The organism is Sphingomonas sp. DC1600-2 (assembly GCF_049897605.1).
Classification (GTDB): Bacteria; Pseudomonadota; Alphaproteobacteria; order Sphingomonadales; family Sphingomonadaceae; genus Sphingomonas.
Genome location: NZ_JAFCWO010000001.1, coordinates 137,539 through 154,851 on the forward strand (window position 1 = coordinate 137,539; position 17,313 = coordinate 154,851).

Genomic DNA, 17,313 nt, shown 5'->3' on the forward strand with positions numbered 1-17,313 from the left:
TCACGGTGTCGGCCTGATCACCGGGATCAGGAGGTGTATCGCGAGCAGCGCGACGAGATACGACCCCGCGCAGATTGCCAGCGCGGGGGCGTAACCCCAGCCGTGCGACAGCGCGTAGACCTGAAACTGGATCATCCCGATCGAGCACAAATTGCCGCAAAAGGCGGCGATGCCGATGCGGGAGCCAACCGCGCGGGCGGGGGTAATGTCGGTCGTTACGCCGAACACGTTGGTCGAAAAGCCCTGATGCGCGAACAGCACCAAGCCGAGGAGCAACGCCGCGACCCATGGATTGTCGACCGACTGGACGAATATCACTGGCAGCACGAGCAGCGCATAGCCGAGCATCGTCAGCTTGCGCGCGCGGTTGACGCTCCACCCGTGCGCGATCAGCCGTGTCGGCAAATAGCCGCCGGTCAGCGCGCCGCACGCCGCCATCCCGTAAACCAAGGCGATCGGCAGTCCGAGCGTGCCCTGTGGCAGGTCGAACAGTCGGTGGAACAGATCGGGCAGCCACAGCAACATGAAGAACCACACCTGATCCGACAGCACCTTGGCGATGGCGATCGCGGCGGTCTCGCGTGAGCGCAGGATGCTGAGCCACGGCACGGGGGCGGGTGCCACTGCGTCGAGCGCGATGGGCTTGATGCGGATCGCGAACCATATCGCCACCCACACGACACCAAGCCCGCCCGCGACCAGGAATGCCGCCTGCCAGCCATAAGCGACGGCAAGCGCGGGGATGAATAGCGGCGTGACGATCGCGCCGATATTGGGTGCGATGTTGCCGATGCCCAAGGCGATCTGCCGGTCCTTATGGTTGAAATAGGTCGCTGCGGTCTTCACCGCGGCCGGCGTGCCCACCGATTCGGCGATGCCGAGCACGATGCGCGCGGCGAAGAAAGCGGGGACGGTCGCGGCAAAGGCATGCGCCATGCCAGCCAGGCTCCAGACCAGCACGCCGAGCGCGAAGCCCAGGCGCAGGCCGACGCGGTCGAGAAACCAGCCGGTGCCGAGAAAGGCAAAGGCGGTCGCCACCTGGAAAGCGGTGCCGAGATTGGCATAATCCTGGTTGGACCAGCGGAATTGCGCTTCCAGGGTGGGTTTGAGCAGCGCCAGGATCTGGCGGTCGACATAATTGAGCATCACCGCGACGAACACCATCGCGACGATGATCCAGCGTGCTGCGCCGCCGCGTAGTGCCATTGATCCGCTCCCGGCTTTATGGAGACAGCGTTGTCACAGAAGGTGGGGTTCGGCTAGGTCCAAAAGGTGCTGGCACCGGGCTTGTCCCAAGCGCGACCGGGCGGCAAGAGGTGCCGTGCGGTGTGCGGCACGGTGGCCCCCGGGACAAGCCCCGGGTGACGGAAGAGGCGGCAAAGACGATGGCGATTTCCCGGCAAACCCGCCCGCTTCCGATGGCTGCCGACCTGTATGGCGATTTGTACGGTGCCATCGAGACCGCGCCCAAGCATGACTGGCGCGGCTATGCCCCCGGGCTGGTGGTGGTGCTGATGGGTACGCTGGCCGCCGGGTTCCTGTCTGATCATTATGGCGTGCCGCTGACGCTGATGGCGTTGCTGATCGGCCTGTCGCTCAATTTCCTCAGCGCCGATGGGCGACTGACGCCGGGGCTGGCCTTTGCCTCGCGCTCGCTGTTGCGCTGGGGGATCGTGCTGGTCGGAGTGCGGGTGACGGCGGGGCAGATCGTCGCGCTTGGGCCGGTTGCCTTGCTGTGCGTCGTGGGCATCGTCGCGGCGACGATGGCAGCGGGGGTGTTTGCGGCGCGGCGCTTCGGCTTCGATACCGCCTTCGGGTTGCTGGCGGGGGGATCGGTGGCGATTTGCGGCGCGTCGGCGGCGATGGCGCTGGCGACGACCCTGGGCGAAAAACGCACCACTCAGGCGCAACTGACGCTGGTGCTGGTCGGCATTTCGGCGATGAGTGCCTCGGCGATGATGCTGTATCCGCTGGTGGCACATGCCTTCCACATGAGCGACCTGAAGGCCGGGTTCCTGCTGGGCGCGTCGATCCACGATGTCGCACAGGCGTTGGGCGCGGGCTATTCCTATTCGGACGGAGCCGGGGCGATCGCGGCAATCGTCAAGCTGACGCGCGTGGCCTTGCTGGCTCCGGTGCTGGCGGTGGTGGCGATGGGCCTGGCGCGCTGGGGTGGCGGCGGCGAGGGACACGCCAAGGGGCCGGGCGTGCCGTGGTTTGTGATTGGGTTCTTCGTGCTGGCCGGAATCAATTCTTTCGGCGTGATCCCGGCGGTGGTGGCGACCGGCGCGGAGCGGGTTGCGGCGGCAATGTTGGCAGCGGCGGTGACGGCGACCGCGATCCGCTCACCTTTGTCGCAATTGTTGGAAGCGGGGCCCAAGCCGTTGCTGGTGATTTTGGCGGCGACCTTGGTGGCGTTCGGCCTGGCGCTGGCGGCGGCGCTACTGTTGATCGGGTGATCGTTTTGCGCTGCCTCCCCTCCTCGGAAGGGAGGAAATGCCGCGCTTATTGTGTTGCCGCGGGCCCGGTCGATTCGCGCACGATCAGCTCATAGCCGACTTCGCGGCGTTCGACCGGTGCATGCGCGGGCGCGAGCAGCAGGTCCGCTGCCTGATACGCCATTTGCCGGGTCGGTTGGCGGATGGTGGTGAGCGGGGGCCAGACGAAACCTGCCAGCGCGGTGTCGTCAAAGCCCGCGATCGAGAGCTGCCCCGGTACGGACAGGCCATAGCGATGCGCCGTCGTCAGCGCCCCCGCCGCCATGTCGTCGCTCGACGCGAACACGGCGCTTGGCGGTTCGGCGAGCGACAGCAGCGCCGCCGCCGCCGCCGCGCCGGAGGCGAAATCATAGCTGCCCTCGCGGACCAGCACGGGATCGAAGGCAATGCCCTGCTGCCCGAGCGCAGACGCATAGCCCTGCAAGCGCTGGCCGCTGGTGGCATAGCTCGGATGCCCGGCGATGAAGCCGATCCGCCGATGTCCGAGCGACAGCAGGTGCGCGGTCATCGCCGCGGCGGCGGCAGCGTTGTCGATGAAGGTCGAGGGGGCGAGATCGAGCGCGCTCCCCGGCGAAACCCGCACGAACCGCACCCCGCGCCGTTGGAGCAAGTCGAGCACGTGCGGATAGTCCGATACGGGCGGGGTCAGAATCAGGCCATCGACATGCGTGGCGTCGACCAGATTCTCGATATCGTCGAGCAAGGTGGTGGAATTGCGATCGTACGGCTGGGCGATCATCCGCACCCCGTCCGCCACACAGCGATCCCGGATGCCCGATTGCATTTCGTAGACATAATAAGGGCTGGGATTGTCGCAGATCAGCGCGATCTGGAAACTGCGCCGCCCGGCAAGCGACCGTGCCGCGACATTCGGGCGGAAGTTCAGTTCGGCTACCGCCGCCTCGACCTTGGCGCGCGTTTCCTCGCCGACATAGCGCTCCTTGTTGAGGACGCGCGACACGGTTTTGATCGAAACCCCCGAAACGCGAGATACGTCCTTGATGGTTACGCGCAAAGTCGCCGCTCCCGAAAGCCCCGCTGGTGTGGCGCACGGGTGTGCCGCACCAGCGGGGCATCGGCAACCGTCATGCCATGATATTGCGACCGCGCTGGACCGTGGCGCTGTGGCCGATGCTGGCGGCGGGAGTATGGGCCTTGATGGTATCGACCATGATCCAGTCGTTGCTCGCGCGGTCGGGCGTGAGCGTCATCGCCATATAGCCACGGCGCGAGGTGTCGCACCATTTCAGCTCCTTATTGGCGCGCACCAGCGTGGCGGCAATCACCTTGGGGTCGGTCTTGCTGGCGGCTTCATAGCCCGGGGACGTCACCGAATGACCTGCGAATTCGACCCCGGCAGGCTTGCCGTCCTGCGCCAGGTCATAGGCCCAGGCGTTGTGGCTGTCGCCCGACAGCACGATCAGATTGGCCCCTTGCGCCTGCGCGCCCTTCAGGAAGCGCGCGCGGGCGGCGGGGTAGCCGCCCCAATTGTCGTAGTTGAACGGCAGTCCCAGCTTGGCCGCAGCAACGCCCGCCAGAATATAGTTTTTGGCGCGCGCGGGGGCATCGGGTGCCACCCAGGCGAGCGCATCCTGCGGCATCACGGTTTCGCCCATGATCGTGCCGAAGCCGACCACTTGCCAGCGCTGGCCCTGGCGGACCGATTGCGCGAGCGCGTGGCCGAGCCAGCTTTCCTGCTGCGACCCCATCATGGTGACGGCCGGGTCCGTCCACGCGCCATCGCGGAAGTTTTTCAGCGCGGCGATCGGGTCGTTCGCCTTGAACAGCGGCGCGACGTCAGGCTGCTTGGTACGCGCGAGCAGGCGGGTCTCGGTGCGGAACAGCGTGGCGAGCGTGCCGATCTCATAGGCCTTCCACGGCTCGTCGGACACCGGCATCCATTCGCGATAGGCCTGGATCGAGGCGGCGCGGCGGGCATTCCAGTCGCCTTCGTCGGGCTGGTGATTCTCGGCCCCGCCTTCCCAGCTATCGTTCGCCGATTCGTGATCGTCCCACTGCACGATCATCGGCAATTTGGCGTGCAGCGCCATCAGATCTGGGTCGCTGCGATAGCTGGCGTAGCGGATGCGGTAGTCGGCGAGGTGGAGCAATTCGGTCGCGGGAAGCGGGGTGCGTCCGGTGACCTGATCCTTCAGCGCGGGATAATCGCCGGTGCGATATTCGTAAAAATAGTCGCCGAGATGGATCGTCAGGTCGAGATCGTCGCGCGCGGCCGCGTGGGCATAAGCGTTGAAATAGCCATAGGGCATGTTCGAGCAGGAGAAGGTCGCGACGCGGAAGCGGTCGACCGGGCCGACCGGCAGCGTTTTGGTGGTGCCAACCGGCGAGAAGCTGCCATCGGGCGCGATGAAGCGGTAATGATAGACGCGGCCCGGAGCGAGGCCATCGACGGTGATCTTCGCCGTGAAATCGCGCCACACACCCGTGATTTGCGATCCCCCCGCCACGACATGCGCGAAATCGGGCGTTTCGGACAGTTCGACGCGGACTTCGGCGGTGTCACCGGTGGCGGGGACATAGCGGGTCCATAGCAGCATCGAATCGCTGGCGGGTTCACCGCTGGCGACCGAGTGGGTGAAGCCCCGCGCACTCGCAACTGTGTTGCTTTGCGCAAAGCCCGGCACCGCGAACGCGCCGAGCCCGAACGAACCGGTGAGCAAGAAGGAGCGGCGATCGATACGAAGGGTCATGGGAACATCTCCAGCTGATGCCGAGCCCCTGCGCCCTCGATATGGCGTCTGCGTGACAGTGCGATCGGCCTTGGCTAAAGCCGCTCGATGGACGAGCGAACGACCGATCCGGTTCTATTTCCCTGGCGTTACGGCGCGGGTGTCTTGGTATTTTTCACGCTCTGCGCGCTGATCCGCTCGGTCGATCATGATGAGAGCCAATATGTCGCGGCAGCCGTGCTCACCGCGCACGGATACCTGCCCTTTCGCGACTTCGCCTATTTGCAGACGCCGTTGCAGCCATTCCTGTTTGCGCCCGTCGCGTGGCTGGCCGGGCCGTGGGTGTGGCCCGCGCTGCGGCTGGTCAATGCTACGCTCGGCGCGGTGCTGGTCGGCTGCGTCTGGCGCGCGGCGCGCGAGGCCGGGGCTTCTGCGCGCGCTGCGGTGATCGCGGCCGGGTTGTTCGCGCTGAGCGATATCCTGCTGTTCAGTGTGGCGACCGCGCGCAACGATGCCTTGCCAGCCGCCCTGCTCGCCGCCGCATTGGTGCCGATCGTGCGCGCACAGCAGGGGCGCGGCAGCGCGGGACAGGCAATGCTGATCGGGCTGTTGCTGGCCGCAGCCGCAGCGGCGAAAGTGTCCTACGCGCTGCCTGCGGCGGCTTATGGGGTGTATACGCTCGTCGATCGGCGGCATCGCCCGCTCGCCGTGCTGGCCGGAGCAATGCCGATGGTGGCGTTTGTCGCCTGGACCTGGGCGATCGCCCCCGCCGCCTTCGTGTTCGGTACGCTGCGCTTCCCGGCGCTGGCTCCGGCGGAATATTACACGCCGGGATCGTGGAAGATGTCCTATCTCGCCAAGGCGGTCGATGCGCTGAAATTCTTCGCGCTCGGCCCGGCCTTGCTGGCGCTGGTGATGGTGCGCCGCCGCTTGGTGCGGCCCGGCGTGATCGAGTGGCTGGTGCTGGCCGGTTTGGTCGCCGCGCTGCTGCCGTTTCCCACCTGGCGGCAATATCTGCTGCCGGTTCTGCCGCCGCTCTTCGTCTTGCTGGCGTTGGTGTGGGACCGGGCACCGCCGGGGCGGGGGCTGCGGATCTTTACCGTGGTGACGATTTTCGCCGGCCTTGCGCCGACGACCGCGGCGGCGGTCCAGGCGCTGGAAGGAGCGTCGATGCCCGTGGCCTTGCGCGAAGGCCGGGCGATCCGCGCCGCGCTCGATTCCGCCGGGGTGCAGGGCGGCGTGGCGACGCTGTCACCGCAGTTTCTCGGCGCGACCGGACGCTTGCCCGACCCGCGTTTTGCGGCCGGTCCGTTTTATTATCGCACCCACCGGCTCGCCGACCCGGCGACCGAGCCGCGCTTCCATGTTGTGTCGGCGGATCGTCCCGCCGACCTTGATCGCAACCCACCGTCCGCCGTGCTGGTCGGTGGCGAGGCTCCATGGACAGCGGGCGACAGCGACACCGACGCCCTGCTCGAACGCTGGGCGATCGCGCGAGGGTATCGGACGGTGCCGATCAACAGTACGCGTTTCCGCGTGTACGTCAGGCGACCTTGAGCAGCGCTCCGTTGCGCTTGGCGTCGACCAACCCCTGATAATAGTCCATCAGTTCCACCGCATGGTCGCGGTCGCTGCGCACCTTGCCCGCCGCTACCAGCACCGCGCGGCGCAGCACGCGCTGGTCGCGTGCGAACAGCCGGTGGATCGCCGCCGCGGCGCTTTGCGCATCGCGCGCGGTGTAGAATTCGGAGGCGTGGCGGTCGGCAACCTCCGCGCAACCGCCCGTGTCGGGCACGATCAGGGGCAGGCCCCCCGCCATTGCCTCGGACGCGACCAAGCCGAACGGTTCCGCCTCCGATCCGTGGATCAGCGCGTCGCAGCTCGCGACGATGCGGGCGAGGCGTTCGCGGTCATAGACCGGGCGGAACATGCGGATGTGCGGGGATCCGGCGATGCGGGCCTCGATCTGGCGGCTTTCGACCCCGGTGCCGAGCAGGATCAGCCCGACCGGCAAATCCGAACCGGCGCGCTCGACCGCGTCGATCACCAGCCGCCAGCGCTTTTCGGGATGATGGCGGCCAAGCCCGAGCAGCAAATGCCCGCTGGGCGGCAAAGCGCATTGCGCGAGCAACGCGGCACGCAAGCGATCGTCGCGCAGATCGGGCGAGAAATGGCCACGCTCGATCCCCAGCGGCATCGCCGCGTCGATCCGCACGCCGCGCGCCTTAAGCCGCTTTTCCAGCGCCGGGCCGTTGGTGACGACCGCATCGAAATGCTGGAGGAAGCCGCTCATATAGCGGCTGTACCAGGAGAAAGCGCGCTCGATCCGCTCCTGCGGGGCGAGGCCCTCGAACCAGCGCAGCGCATAAGCGGCCATATTGTCATTGTGCATGAAGAAGCTCTTCACCGCACCGCCCTCATATTTGGGCTGCCACTTGCCAATCACCCACGGCAAGCGCCACGGCGAGGAGGTTTCGACGACATCGGGCTGCAATTGGTCGAGCAGCTTCACGATCGGGGCCGATTCCCAGAACAGCCCGTAATTCTGGTCGAGCGGCAAATGACCGGTCTGGATCCAGATGACCTTGCCGCCGCCGGGGCGTTCCTCGACCGCATTTTCGCGACCAGGGGCGAGCACGATCAGCTCATGCCCGAGATCGGACATGATGCCCATCTTGCGATCGATATAGGTGCGCACACCCCCACCGGTCGGCGAGTAGAATTCATTGACGTCGACGATCCGCATGGCGTCTATTCGTCCTTGAGCGGCCCGAACCCCCCGAGCCCGCGCAGATATTGCGCCCGAATCTCGGTGGATACCACCCCCTGCGGCACGACGATCCGCGCCATCGCAAGCTTGGGACGCGACCGGCCGAGCCGGGCGTTGGTCGGGAAGCCCGCGCCATCCTGCCACAGGTTGAACTTGTTCTTGCCGTCGCGATTGTGCGTGAACAGCAAGGCATAGGGGCCAGGCGTCGGCACGCGGATGCACAGCACGATCGGGCCGCTGGCCGGGGTAGGCAGGCGCACGCGACGGAAGAACTTGCCTTCCTTGATCAGGTCGCGATCATCCTTCAGGAAATCGGCGTCGTTGGCGGGAAACAGCTCGAGCTTCAGTTCGCCGGTGCGATCCTTCAAGCCATCGACGGTCACGCGAATCGCGGGGCCGCCCGAGGTGCAGGCCGCGGCGTCGCTACCGAGAATCTGCGCCGCGCTTGCCGTGACAGGCAGAAGTGCTGCGCCGGTGATTGCCGCCGCCATCAAAACCTTGCGCACCATTTTCAACTCTTTCTCACCAAGTCGACCAGCCCGAACATCGCGACGAGCACAACATGGACGAGCAACGGCAGCGCCGCGGTGACCGCGATCAGCACCGACAAGGCTGCGTCCTGACCGATCAATAGGGTGGCGAAGGTGGCGAAAAGAAGGTCTTTGTTCGGCACAAGTGGCAGCCGCCCGACGATCAGCCGCGCTGCCGACAGCAGCAGCCACATCCCGAGCGACACACTTGGCAGACCATAATGCCAGGTAAAGGCGATCAGCACCGATCCCGCAATCAACCGCAGACAGTGGATGCCGAAGATCCACCACAAAGTCGCGCGCGGGAGCGAAAAAACGCGTTTCGAGAAGATCAGGAAAGGCAGCGACATGGCGAATACCACGACCACCGACCAGAGTGCATTGTGCAATTGCTGTTCGGTAAGCAGGCCGATGCCCAGCGGCATCGCGATCGCGATCATCGCCAGTGTCACCATATTGCCGGCAATCGCCGACAGGATGCTGACATCCTTCACCGCGCCGAACGGTGCCGCCACCATCGACGACCGTTGCCGCGCCCAGGCGTAGAAATAGGCCTCGCCCGAATAATTGAGCACGTCGTTGGCGATGCGCTTCTTGGTCAATGCCACGTAACCGGCCGCCGGGATCCCCCACAATTTGCGGAAGATGATGAAGTCGCCCGTCACCGGAGAAAGGTAGAAGAGTCCGAAGAACAGATAGAAAAGCGGGCTGCTCGGCAGCGCCGAGACCAGACTGTCGACGCCCAGCGCATGGAGCTTCAAGCCGAGCCACACGATCATTACGAGCGTGACCGCTGCGCCCAGATAGGAGGGCCAGCGTCGCGCCAGCGGTGCCATCGGCTCAAGGCCGGCGAGATCGGGCGTTCCGGGCATCGGCGGCAGCGAAAGGTGCGCGGATGCGCCCTGCGTCGAAACGCCGATCACTGGTCCAGTCGTATAGTTATCCACGTGGCGCGTTTGTCCGCTTCTTGGCCGGTCAGGGCGGCCCCATTGCCGCGCATTAGCGGCATAAGTGTGGCGCGGCAAACGCCAAGAAAAGAGCGGGAACCGTGGTCCATCCAATATGATGAGGCGTTTTGCGGGGGGCCTGACGGGTTTACCGTGACCAGCGCGCGAAGATCGCGGTCGGCAGCAACAGCCCGCGCGCTTCCTCGCGCACCGCCATCTCGCCGACTTCGACCGTGCCGCCGAGGTCGGCCAGCGCTTGACGCACCACCTCGCCGATCGCCAGCGCCGACATGCGCACGGCATAGACGGTCAGCACCAGGAACTTGCTGTCCTGGTCGAGCAAGCGACGGCAATCCGCGATCAGGCCGGGCAGGCCCTCTTCCAGCCGCCACACTTCGCCATCGGGCCCGCGCCCGAATTTTGGCGGATCGAGGAAGATGCCGTCATAGCGTTTCCCGCGCCGCACTTCGCGCGCGGCGAATTTGGCGGCGTCGTCGACCATCCAGCGGATCGGGCGGTCGGCCATGTCGGACAGGAACGCATTGGCCTTGCCCGCCTCGACCGACTTTTTGGAGGCATCGACATGCGTCATCGCCGCGCCCCTGGCGGCGAGCGCCAGCGTGCCGACCCCGGTATAGCCGAACAGGTTGAGCACTTGATCCCCCTCGGCGACGCGCCCGCGCATCCACTGCCATTGCGGTGCCATGTCGGGGAAGAAAGCGAGGTGGCGGAAGGGCGTGTTCTGCGCGAGGAACAGCACTTCCTCCCAGCGCACGTGCCAGCCACCGCGCGGCACATCCCGCGACAGATGCCAGCGCCCGCCGCCCTCTTCATCCGACGCACCGATGAAATCGCCATCGGCTTCCCAGCTTTCCGACGCCGGGGCCCACATCGCCTGCGGTTCGGGGCGGATGAAGCGGAACCGGCCATAGCGTTCGAGCTTGCGGCCGTGGCCGGAGTCGATGAGCCCGTAATCGGGCCAGGGTTCGGTGATGAGGGTTATTAGGTCGTTCATTTTGCTCACCCTCACCCTTCCGTCGCTTCGCTCCTCCCTCCCTCTCCCAACGGGAGAGGGAAGGGGCCCGCTCGGCGCAGCCGAGTGGGAAGGGTGAGGGTGAGTTTGAGATCGCTCACCGCGCGCTCGCGCGTTCGGCGATATAGGCGGTGACCGCGTCGAACGTGCCCGGCAGCGAGGCGTAGCGTTCCTCGCGCTCGAGCAGATCGCCAATCCGTGCGGGCAGCGGCGGCCGTTTGCCGGTCGCGCGCTCGACCGCATCTCCAAACTTGGCAGGGTGGGCGGTTGCCAGCGTCACCACCGGCACATCGGCGGGAAGCCCGGCGCGGCGCGCGGCGGCGAGGCCGATCGCGGTGTGCGGATCGATGATCTCCCCGCTCGATTCGCACGCCCAGCGCATTGCCAGTGCCATGTCGTCGAGGTCGACGCGGTCGCTGCCGAACAGAGCGGCGGCACCTTCGCGCTGCGCGTTGGTCAACCGCATGGCCTTGGTTGTTTCGAAACCGCGCATCTGTTCAGCGAGCGCGGCACCGTCGCGGCCGCCGAGATCGAACAGCAGTCGTTCGAAATTGCTCGACACCTGAATGTCCATCGACGGGCTTGGCGTCGGCACGACGGTGCCTTGCGAATAATCGCCGGCGCTGAGCGCACGGTGGAGGATGTCGTTGACGTTGGTGGCGACGATCAATTTGGCGATGGGCAGGCCCATCTTGGCGGCGACGTAACCGGCGAAGACATCGCCGAAATTGCCGGTCGGCACCGAGAAGGCGACGGGGCGCTCGGGCGCGCCCAGACGGACGGCGGCGTAGAAATAATAGACCACTTGCGCCATCAGCCGCGCCCAGTTGATCGAATTGACCGCCGACAGCGCGAACTTGCCCGAGAAAGCGTCGTCGTTGAACATCGCCTTTACCAGCGCCTGCGCATCGTCGAAGCTGGCATCCTCCAGCGCGATATTGTGGATGTTGGGGGCGATGACGGTGGTCATCTGGCGACGCTGCACTTCGGACACGCGGCCCTTGGGGTGGAGCATGAACACATCGACCCCGGCGCGGCCGGCCAGCGCATCGATCGCAGCCGAGCCGGTATCGCCCGAGGTCGCGCCGATCACGGTGACTTGCTGGCTGCTGCCGGTGAGGAAGCGCTCGAACAGCAGCCCGAGCAATTGCAGCGCGACGTCCTTGAAGGCGAGCGTGGGGCCGTGGAACAGCTCCAGCAGCCAGTTTTGCGGATCGAGCTGGACCAGCGGCACGACGGCGGCATGGGCGAAGCGGCCATAAGCCTGGGTGCAGAGTTGGCGCAGATCGGCCTCGCTGAGCGTGCCCTCGACGAAGGGCAGCATCACCGCGACGGCGGTGTCGACATAAGACAGGCCGCGCAGGGCCGCGATCTGTTCGGTCGAGAAGCGCGGCCAGCTTTCGGGCAGATAGAGGCCGCCGTCTTTGGCCAGGCCCGCGAGCGTGACGTCGCGGAAATCGAGGGTGGGCGCGGAGCCGCGCGTGCTTGTGTAGCGCATGACCCCTGCGGTTAGCGAGGTGGAGCCGCCGGGGCAACCGTCCGCCGCCGCAGCGCCAGCGCATAGATGATCGCAGCGATGGCGGCGAAGACGAACCACTGCACCGCATAAGCGAGGTGATTGTTGGGCACCGCCGACAGATCGGGCGCGGGATTGGGGTCGAGTCCCGCGGCGGGAGGATCCGCGACGAGCATCAGCATCTTGGGTGCGCCGCCGAGCGCGGAGGCGATCAGCGGGGCGTGGCCGGGGACGTGCGAGATATAGCCGCGCACTGGGCCGCCCCTCCAATTGGGCTTGGCATGGGGATCGAGGCCGAAGCCGATCTGCACGGTGAAGCCGGGGCCTTCTGCGCCGGTGCGGCATTCGGCGATCTGCCGCCAGCCGGTGCCGCCGCGCGCATTGCGCCCGCCTTCGATGCGGAAGCTGACCGGTTGCAGGCAGAAGGCGCTGGCACGGCGGAACAGCAGGCTGCCATCCTCATCGACCGGGATGCGCGGGAAGGCGACAGGCGGCAGCGTGACGTTGCGCGCATACTGCACGAGCTGCGCTTCCTTTTCGGCGCGGCGCTGCAATTGCCAGACGCCGAGCGCGATCATCGCGGCGATGGCGATGCCGACGAGTACCGTCGGCAGGACCGGGATGCGGTTCATGGATTGGGGTCGAGCGGGGTTATGCGCCCCTCGCGCGCGGCGGTGCGATATTCGGAACCGAGCAAGGCTGCCTTGGCGACGCGGAGTGCACCGATCACGGCGGCGATGGTCACCGGCACCCAGAGGATGAGTTGCAGCCAGATCGGCGGGGCAAGCGTCAGCTGGATCGTGATCGCCGCGCCCACTACGATCGCGCCGAGCAGCAGGACGAGCAGCGCGGCAGGTCCGTCCCCGACATTGAAGCGGGTGTAATCGAGCCCGCACACGGCGCAGCGATCGGCAAAAGCGAGCCAGCCCTTGAACAAGCTCGGTGCGCCGCAGCGCGGGCACAGGCCCTTGAACGCAGCGGGCAAGGGGGCCGGTTCGGGCGTCGGCGTTACGGCCTCGGCCCGCACCTCGGTCATCGGACGGCGATCAGCCGGCGTGGATGGGCGCGCCCCAGCCACCCCAGACATAGATGGAGACGAACAGGAACAGCCACACCACGTCGACGAAATGCCAATACCACGCCGCCGCTTCGAAGCCGAAATGCTGCTGCGGAGTGAAATCGCCGCGATAGACGCGGATCTGGCAGACGATCAGGAAGATCGTGCCGATCATCACGTGGAAGCCGTGGAACCCGGTCGCCATGAAGAAGGATGCGCCATAGTTCAGGCCCTTAAAGGGGAAGGGGGCGTCGGCATATTCATAGGCCTGGATCGAGCTGAACAGCAGGCCGAGGATGATCGTGACCCACAGGCCCTTCTTCAGGCCGTCACGGTCGCCATGGATCAGCGCGTGGTGCGCCCAGGTGATCGTGGTACCGCTGGTGAGCAGGATCAGCGTGTTGAGCAGCGGGAAGCGGAAGGCGTCGATGACTTCCAGACCCTTGGGCGGCCATTGCGCTGCGACATCGGCGGCGACCGAGACGGTCTTGGTCACCGAATCATAGACGATGTGGGCGGGGAACAGCGAAAAGTCGAAGAACGCCCAGAACCAGCCGACGAAGAACATCACTTCGGAGGCGATGAACAGGATCATGCCGTAGCGCAGGTGCAATTGGACGACAGGGGTATGGTCGCCTGCATGCGCCTCGAGGATGACCTGACGCCACCAGCCATACATCACTGCGAGCACGCCCGCGACGCCGGCGAAGAACACCGCGCCGCCCCCGGCCGCCGAATGCATCCACATGATGCCACCCGATGCCATGGCGAGTGCCGCCATCGCCCCGGCCAACGGCCAGATGCTGGGGGGAAGGATGTGGTAATCGTGGTTCTTGGCGCCGGCCATCTGTCCCTCGTCCTCTTTTGTCGTTCGGTTCTAGCTCTTGGCTTTGGTGGAATCCACCGGGTAAAAAGTGTAACTGAGCGTAATCGTCTGCACGTCACTGGCGTCCGGATCCGCAAGGATCTTCGGGTCGACGAAGAAGATCACCGGCATCCGCGCGGTTTCGCCCGGTTTCAGCGTTTGCTGGGTGAAGCAGAAGCACTGGATCTTGGTGAAATATTTGCCCGCTTGCGCCGGGGTGACGTTGTAGGTCGCGGTGCCCGTGATCGGATGGTCCGATGTGTTGGTCGCGGTGAAGAACGCCATGTCGCGCCCGCCGATATCGACGGTTTCGGATGGATGTTCGGGCGCGAACTTCCACGGCATGTGCGGCGCGACATTGGTGTCGAAATCGATGCGGATCTGCCGGTTGACCGCGCCCGGTGCCACGAGCCCGCGCTGGGTGGTGCCGTTGAGGCCGGTCGCCTGGCAGAACAGGCGGTAGAGCGGGATACTCGCCCAGCCAAGCCCGCTCATGAAGCAAATGCCCGCCACCGCGAACAGCGCCGTGCGCAGTTTGCGGTCGATCGCCATCAGTGCGGCATCCCCGCCTGGATCTTGGCGATGCTGATCGCGAACACCAGCACCACAAAAGCACCGAGGATCAGCGCGAGCGCTGTCGCGCGGCTGCGCTGACGCTTGCGGACGAGGTCGCTGTGCGGGTCGGGGGTCATGCGGTGAGCCGATCGACTGCGAGGGAAATGAAGATCATCAGAATATAGCCGATCGAATAGACGAACAGGAAGCGTTCGGCCTTCATCTCGGCGGGGGTGCCCGCGCGCGCCGCAACGACCCAGAGCGTGAGGCTGAGGAACACCGCCGAGCCGATCGCGGCGACCGCGCCATAGGCGATCCCGGCCAACCCCAGCGCCCACGGCGACACGGCGGCGGCGGCCATCAGCACCGCGTAGAACAGCATTTGCCAGCGCGTCGTCGCCGCGCTCGCCACGACGGGAAGCATCGGCACGCCGCCCTTGGCGTAATCGTCGCGAATCAGCAGCGCCAGCGCCCAGCTGTGCGGCGGGGTCCACAGGAAGATGATCGCGAACATCAACAGCGGCAGCGTCGAAATGCTGCCGGTGGCGGCGACCCAGCCGATCAGCGGCGGGAAGGCCCCGGCGGCCCCGCCGATGACGATGTTCTGCGGGGTCAGCCGCTTGAGACCGACCGTATAGATCAGCACGTAGAACAGGATCGACACCGCCAGCAGCACAGCGGCGAGCAGGCCGATGGCGAGGCCCATCAGCAGCACCGAGAACACGCCGAGCCCGACGCCGAAATGGAGCGCGGTCTCGCGGTCCATCTTGCCGGCCGGGAGCGGGCGCTTGGCGGTGCGCTTCATCAGCGCATCGATATCCGATTCATACCATTGGTTGAGCGCGCCTGCCGCGCCCGCCGCCAGCGCGATGCACAGGATCGCAGTGAAGCCGAGCACGAAAGGCAAATGCACCGGCGCGGCCAACATCCCGCACAGCCCGGTCAGCACGACCGAACGCATCACCCGCGGCTTGGTCAGCGCGAAGAAATCGCGCCAGTCGGCGGGGAGGGTGGTGCTCGGCATGGTGGCAGCGGTCATGGAATTGATCCTCCCCTCCCGCGCGCGGGAGGGGTTGGGGGAGGGCTGTGTCGGGTGGGCGTTCACTGCCCTCCCCTAGCCCCTCCCGCAAGCGGGAGGGGAATAAAGAAGTACCCCCCTCCCGCGAGTGGAAGAGGGGTACTCCATAATCAATCGATCCGGGGCAGCGTTTCGAACTGGTGGTAGGGCGGCGGGCTCGACAGCGTCCATTCGAGCGTGGTCGCACCTTCGCCCCACGGGTTGTCACCGGCCTTCTTGCCCGCGAGCAGCGACCAGATCAGGTTGACGAAGAACACGCCCATGCCGACCGCCATCACCGCATAGCCGATGCTGGCGACCCAGTTCCAATGCGCGAGGCCATCGGTGTAATCGGGCACGCGGCGCTGCATGTTCTGCAGGCCGAGGAAGTGCATCGGGAAGAACAGCAGGTTCACGCCGATGAAGAAGATCCAGTAGTGCAGCTGGCCGAGGAATTCGTTGTACATCCGGCCCGACATTTTCGGGAACCAGTAATAGAAACCCGAGAAGAGCGAGAAGACCGCACCCAGCGACAGCACATAGTGGAAGTGCGCCACCACATAATAGCTGTCCTGCATGTAATCATCGATGCCGCCATTGGCGAGCACGACGCCGGTAACGCCGCCGACGGTGAACATGAAGATGAAGCCGATTGCCCACAGCATCGGGGTCTTGAAGCTCAAGGAACCGCCCCACATTGTCGCGATCCACGAGAAGATCTTGATCCCGGTCGGCACCGCGATCACCATCGTGGCGGCGGTGAAGTACATCTTGGTGTTCACGCTGAGGCCCGTCGTGAACATGTGGTGCGCCCACACGACGAAGCCGACCACGCCGATCGCGACCATGGCATAGGCCATGCCGAGATAGCCGAAGACCGGCTTTTTCGAGAAGGTCGAGATCACCTGGCTGACGATGCCGAAGCCCGGCAGGATCATGATGTAGACTTCGGGGTGGCCGAAGAACCAGAACAGATGCTGGTACAGGATCGGGTCGCCACCACCGGCGGGATCGAAGAAGGTGGTGCCGAAATTGCGATCGGTCAGCAGCATGGTGATGGCAGCCGCCAGCACCGGCAGCGAGAGCAGCAGCAGGAAGGCGGTGACCAGCACCGACCACACGAACAGCGGCATCTTGTGCAGCGTCATGCCCGGCGCGCGCATGTTGAAGATGGTGGTGATGAAGTTGATCGCGCCGAGGATCGACGAGGCACCCGCCAAATGCAGCGCGAGGATCGCCATGTCGGTCGACGGGCCAGGCTCGCCGTACGTCGACAGCGGCGCGTAGAGCGTCCAGCCGTTACCGGCACCGCCGAAGAAGGGCGAGGCGAGCAGCAGCGTGAAGGCGGGGATGAGCAGCCAGAACGAGATGTTGTTCATCCGCGGGAAGGCCATGTCGGGCGCGCCGATCATGATCGGCACGAACCAGTTGCCGAAGCCGCCGATCATTGCGGGCATGACCATGAAGAACACCATGATGATGCCGTGCGCGGTGATCAGCACGTTCCACAGGTGCAGCGAATGGTCGAGGCCCTGTTCGCCACCGGGCAGGAAGCTTGCCCAATAGCCGAGATATTGAATGCCCGGCTGCGCGAGTTCGGCGCGCATCAGGCCCGAAATGCCGCCACCGATGATGCCCGCGACGATCGCGAAGATCAGGTACAGCGTGCCGATGTCCTTGTGGTTGGTCGACATGAACCAGCGCGTGAAGAACGACATTTCGTGCGTGTCATGCGCGTGGGCGTCATCGTGATGCGCCTCGAAGGCGCTCGGGGTGAGGGCGGTGTCGGTCATGG

At 65.7% G+C, this 17,313-nt stretch carries 17 protein-coding genes; 2 read left to right on the forward strand and 15 right to left on the reverse strand.

Features of this window, described 5'->3' with window-relative positions; genetic code table 11:
• A complete protein-coding gene (locus tag ACP7BL_RS00690; protein WP_126846784.1) occupies positions 1-1,206 on the reverse strand; it encodes an MFS transporter in 1,206 nt (401 codons plus the stop codon).
• 212 nt (positions 1,207-1,418) lie between these two features.
• Between ACP7BL_RS00690 and ACP7BL_RS00695 the strand changes: the two genes are divergently transcribed.
• Positions 1,419-2,459, forward strand: a complete 1,041-nt coding sequence (locus ACP7BL_RS00695; protein WP_126846865.1) for a YeiH family protein — start codon at positions 1,419-1,421, stop codon at positions 2,457-2,459.
• A gap of 46 nt (positions 2,460-2,505) precedes the next feature.
• Here ACP7BL_RS00695 and ACP7BL_RS00700 read toward each other — a convergent pair whose 3' ends face one another.
• Together ACP7BL_RS00700 and ACP7BL_RS00705 are read right to left on the reverse strand one after the other, a co-directional pair.
• Positions 2,506-3,513, reverse strand: coding sequence for a LacI family DNA-binding transcriptional regulator (locus ACP7BL_RS00700; RefSeq protein WP_426257356.1), 1,008 nt, complete (start codon positions 3,511-3,513; stop codon positions 2,506-2,508).
• A gap of 70 nt (positions 3,514-3,583) precedes the next feature.
• The gene (locus ACP7BL_RS00705; RefSeq protein ID WP_426257357.1) at positions 3,584-5,209 is read right to left on the reverse strand and encodes an alkaline phosphatase D family protein; all 1,626 of its coding nucleotides are present in this window, start codon (positions 5,207-5,209) and stop codon (positions 3,584-3,586) included.
• Positions 5,210-5,296: 87 nt separating this feature from the next.
• Between ACP7BL_RS00705 and ACP7BL_RS00710 the strand changes: the two genes are divergently transcribed.
• Positions 5,297-6,745 carry a DUF2029 domain-containing protein gene (locus ACP7BL_RS00710; protein WP_426257358.1) on the forward strand — a complete coding sequence of 483 codons (1,449 nt, stop codon included), beginning with the start codon at positions 5,297-5,299 and terminating at the stop codon, positions 6,743-6,745.
• Here the strand turns inward: ACP7BL_RS00710 and ACP7BL_RS00715 are convergent.
• The 12 genes from ACP7BL_RS00715 to ctaD form a co-directional block, all read right to left on the reverse strand.
• A complete protein-coding gene (locus ACP7BL_RS00715) occupies positions 6,732-7,934 on the reverse strand; it encodes a glycosyltransferase (RefSeq protein ID WP_033965921.1) in 1,203 nt (400 codons plus the stop codon). The genes ACP7BL_RS00710 and ACP7BL_RS00715 overlap by 14 nt on opposite strands.
• A 5-nt stretch (positions 7,935-7,939) precedes the next feature.
• Positions 7,940-8,467: a DUF2141 domain-containing protein gene (locus ACP7BL_RS00720; protein WP_171010506.1), complete on the reverse strand. Its 528-nt coding sequence runs from the start codon at positions 8,465-8,467 to the stop codon at positions 7,940-7,942.
• Positions 8,468-8,469: 2 nt separating this feature from the next.
• Complete coding sequence (locus tag ACP7BL_RS00725; RefSeq protein WP_033965924.1) at positions 8,470-9,435, reverse strand: hypothetical protein; 966 nt, start codon at positions 9,433-9,435, stop codon at positions 8,470-8,472.
• 148 nt (positions 9,436-9,583) lie between these two features.
• Positions 9,584-10,450, reverse strand: a complete 867-nt coding sequence (locus ACP7BL_RS00730; RefSeq protein WP_426257359.1) for a class I SAM-dependent methyltransferase — start codon at positions 10,448-10,450, stop codon at positions 9,584-9,586.
• 115 nt (positions 10,451-10,565) lie between these two features.
• Positions 10,566-11,966, reverse strand: a complete 1,401-nt coding sequence (thrC, locus tag ACP7BL_RS00735) for a threonine synthase (protein WP_426257360.1) — start codon at positions 11,964-11,966, stop codon at positions 10,566-10,568.
• Positions 11,967-11,977: 11 nt separating this feature from the next.
• On the reverse strand, positions 11,978-12,616 hold the full coding sequence (locus ACP7BL_RS00740; RefSeq protein ID WP_426257361.1) for an SURF1 family protein: 639 nt from the start codon (positions 12,614-12,616) through the stop codon (positions 11,978-11,980).
• Entirely contained in the window at positions 12,613-13,020 is a 408-nt protein-coding gene (locus ACP7BL_RS00745) for a DUF983 domain-containing protein (RefSeq protein ID WP_033965929.1), read from the reverse strand. The genes ACP7BL_RS00740 and ACP7BL_RS00745 overlap by 4 nt, the downstream gene beginning before the upstream one ends.
• A gap of 10 nt (positions 13,021-13,030) precedes the next feature.
• Positions 13,031-13,888 (reverse strand): cytochrome c oxidase subunit 3, encoded by an 858-nt coding sequence (locus tag ACP7BL_RS00750; protein ID WP_033965930.1) that lies wholly within the window; start codon positions 13,886-13,888, stop codon positions 13,031-13,033.
• A 30-nt stretch (positions 13,889-13,918) separates the two neighbouring features.
• Positions 13,919-14,458 carry a cytochrome c oxidase assembly protein gene (locus tag ACP7BL_RS00755; RefSeq protein ID WP_126846803.1) on the reverse strand — a complete coding sequence of 180 codons (540 nt, stop codon included), beginning with the start codon at positions 14,456-14,458 and terminating at the stop codon, positions 13,919-13,921.
• Entirely contained in the window at positions 14,458-14,598 is a 141-nt protein-coding gene (locus tag ACP7BL_RS00760) for a hypothetical protein (protein WP_171010507.1), read from the reverse strand. The genes ACP7BL_RS00755 and ACP7BL_RS00760 overlap by 1 nt, the downstream gene beginning before the upstream one ends.
• Positions 14,595-15,500 (reverse strand): heme o synthase, encoded by a 906-nt coding sequence (locus ACP7BL_RS00765; protein WP_426257362.1) that lies wholly within the window; start codon positions 15,498-15,500, stop codon positions 14,595-14,597. Before ACP7BL_RS00765 ends, ACP7BL_RS00760 begins: the two co-directional genes overlap by 4 nt.
• Before the next feature lie 149 nt (positions 15,501-15,649).
• Positions 15,650-17,311: a cytochrome c oxidase subunit I gene (ctaD, locus tag ACP7BL_RS00770; protein ID WP_426257363.1), complete on the reverse strand. Its 1,662-nt coding sequence runs from the start codon at positions 17,309-17,311 to the stop codon at positions 15,650-15,652.
• Positions 17,312-17,313 lie beyond the last annotated feature (2 nt).

What these genes read in the sequence shown, in the direction of transcription:
- ACP7BL_RS00720 (WP_171010506.1), bottom strand. Translation starts at nt 8,467, where the DNA reads ATGGTGCGCAAGGTTTTGATGGCGGCGGCAATCACCGGCGCAGCACTT.
- ACP7BL_RS00705 (WP_426257357.1), bottom strand. Translation starts at nt 5,209, where the DNA reads ATGACCCTTCGTATCGATCGCCGCTCCTTCTTGCTCACCGGTTCGTTC.
- ACP7BL_RS00745 (WP_033965929.1), bottom strand. Translation starts at nt 13,020, where the DNA reads ATGACCGAGGTGCGGGCCGAGGCCGTAACGCCGACGCCCGAACCGGCC.
- ACP7BL_RS00750 (WP_033965930.1), bottom strand. Translation starts at nt 13,888, where the DNA reads ATGGCCGGCGCCAAGAACCACGATTACCACATCCTTCCCCCCAGCATC.
- ACP7BL_RS00715 (WP_033965921.1), bottom strand. Translation starts at nt 7,934, where the DNA reads ATGCGGATCGTCGACGTCAATGAATTCTACTCGCCGACCGGTGGGGGT.
- ACP7BL_RS00765 (WP_426257362.1), bottom strand. Translation starts at nt 15,500, where the DNA reads ATGACCGCTGCCACCATGCCGAGCACCACCCTCCCCGCCGACTGGCGC.
- ctaD (WP_426257363.1), bottom strand. Translation starts at nt 17,311, where the DNA reads ATGACCGACACCGCCCTCACCCCGAGCGCCTTCGAGGCGCATCACGAT.
- ACP7BL_RS00710 (WP_426257358.1), top strand. Translation starts at nt 5,297, where the DNA reads ATGGACGAGCGAACGACCGATCCGGTTCTATTTCCCTGGCGTTACGGC.
- ACP7BL_RS00760 (WP_171010507.1), bottom strand. Translation starts at nt 14,598, where the DNA reads ATGACCCCCGACCCGCACAGCGACCTCGTCCGCAAGCGTCAGCGCAGC.
- ACP7BL_RS00695 (WP_126846865.1), top strand. Translation starts at nt 1,419, where the DNA reads ATGGCTGCCGACCTGTATGGCGATTTGTACGGTGCCATCGAGACCGCG.
- ACP7BL_RS00690 (WP_126846784.1), bottom strand. Translation starts at nt 1,206, where the DNA reads ATGGCACTACGCGGCGGCGCAGCACGCTGGATCATCGTCGCGATGGTG.
- ACP7BL_RS00730 (WP_426257359.1), bottom strand. Translation starts at nt 10,450, where the DNA reads ATGAACGACCTAATAACCCTCATCACCGAACCCTGGCCCGATTACGGG.
- thrC (WP_426257360.1), bottom strand. Translation starts at nt 11,966, where the DNA reads ATGCGCTACACAAGCACGCGCGGCTCCGCGCCCACCCTCGATTTCCGC.
- ACP7BL_RS00755 (WP_126846803.1), bottom strand. Translation starts at nt 14,458, where the DNA reads ATGGCGATCGACCGCAAACTGCGCACGGCGCTGTTCGCGGTGGCGGGC.
- ACP7BL_RS00740 (WP_426257361.1), bottom strand. Translation starts at nt 12,616, where the DNA reads ATGAACCGCATCCCGGTCCTGCCGACGGTACTCGTCGGCATCGCCATC.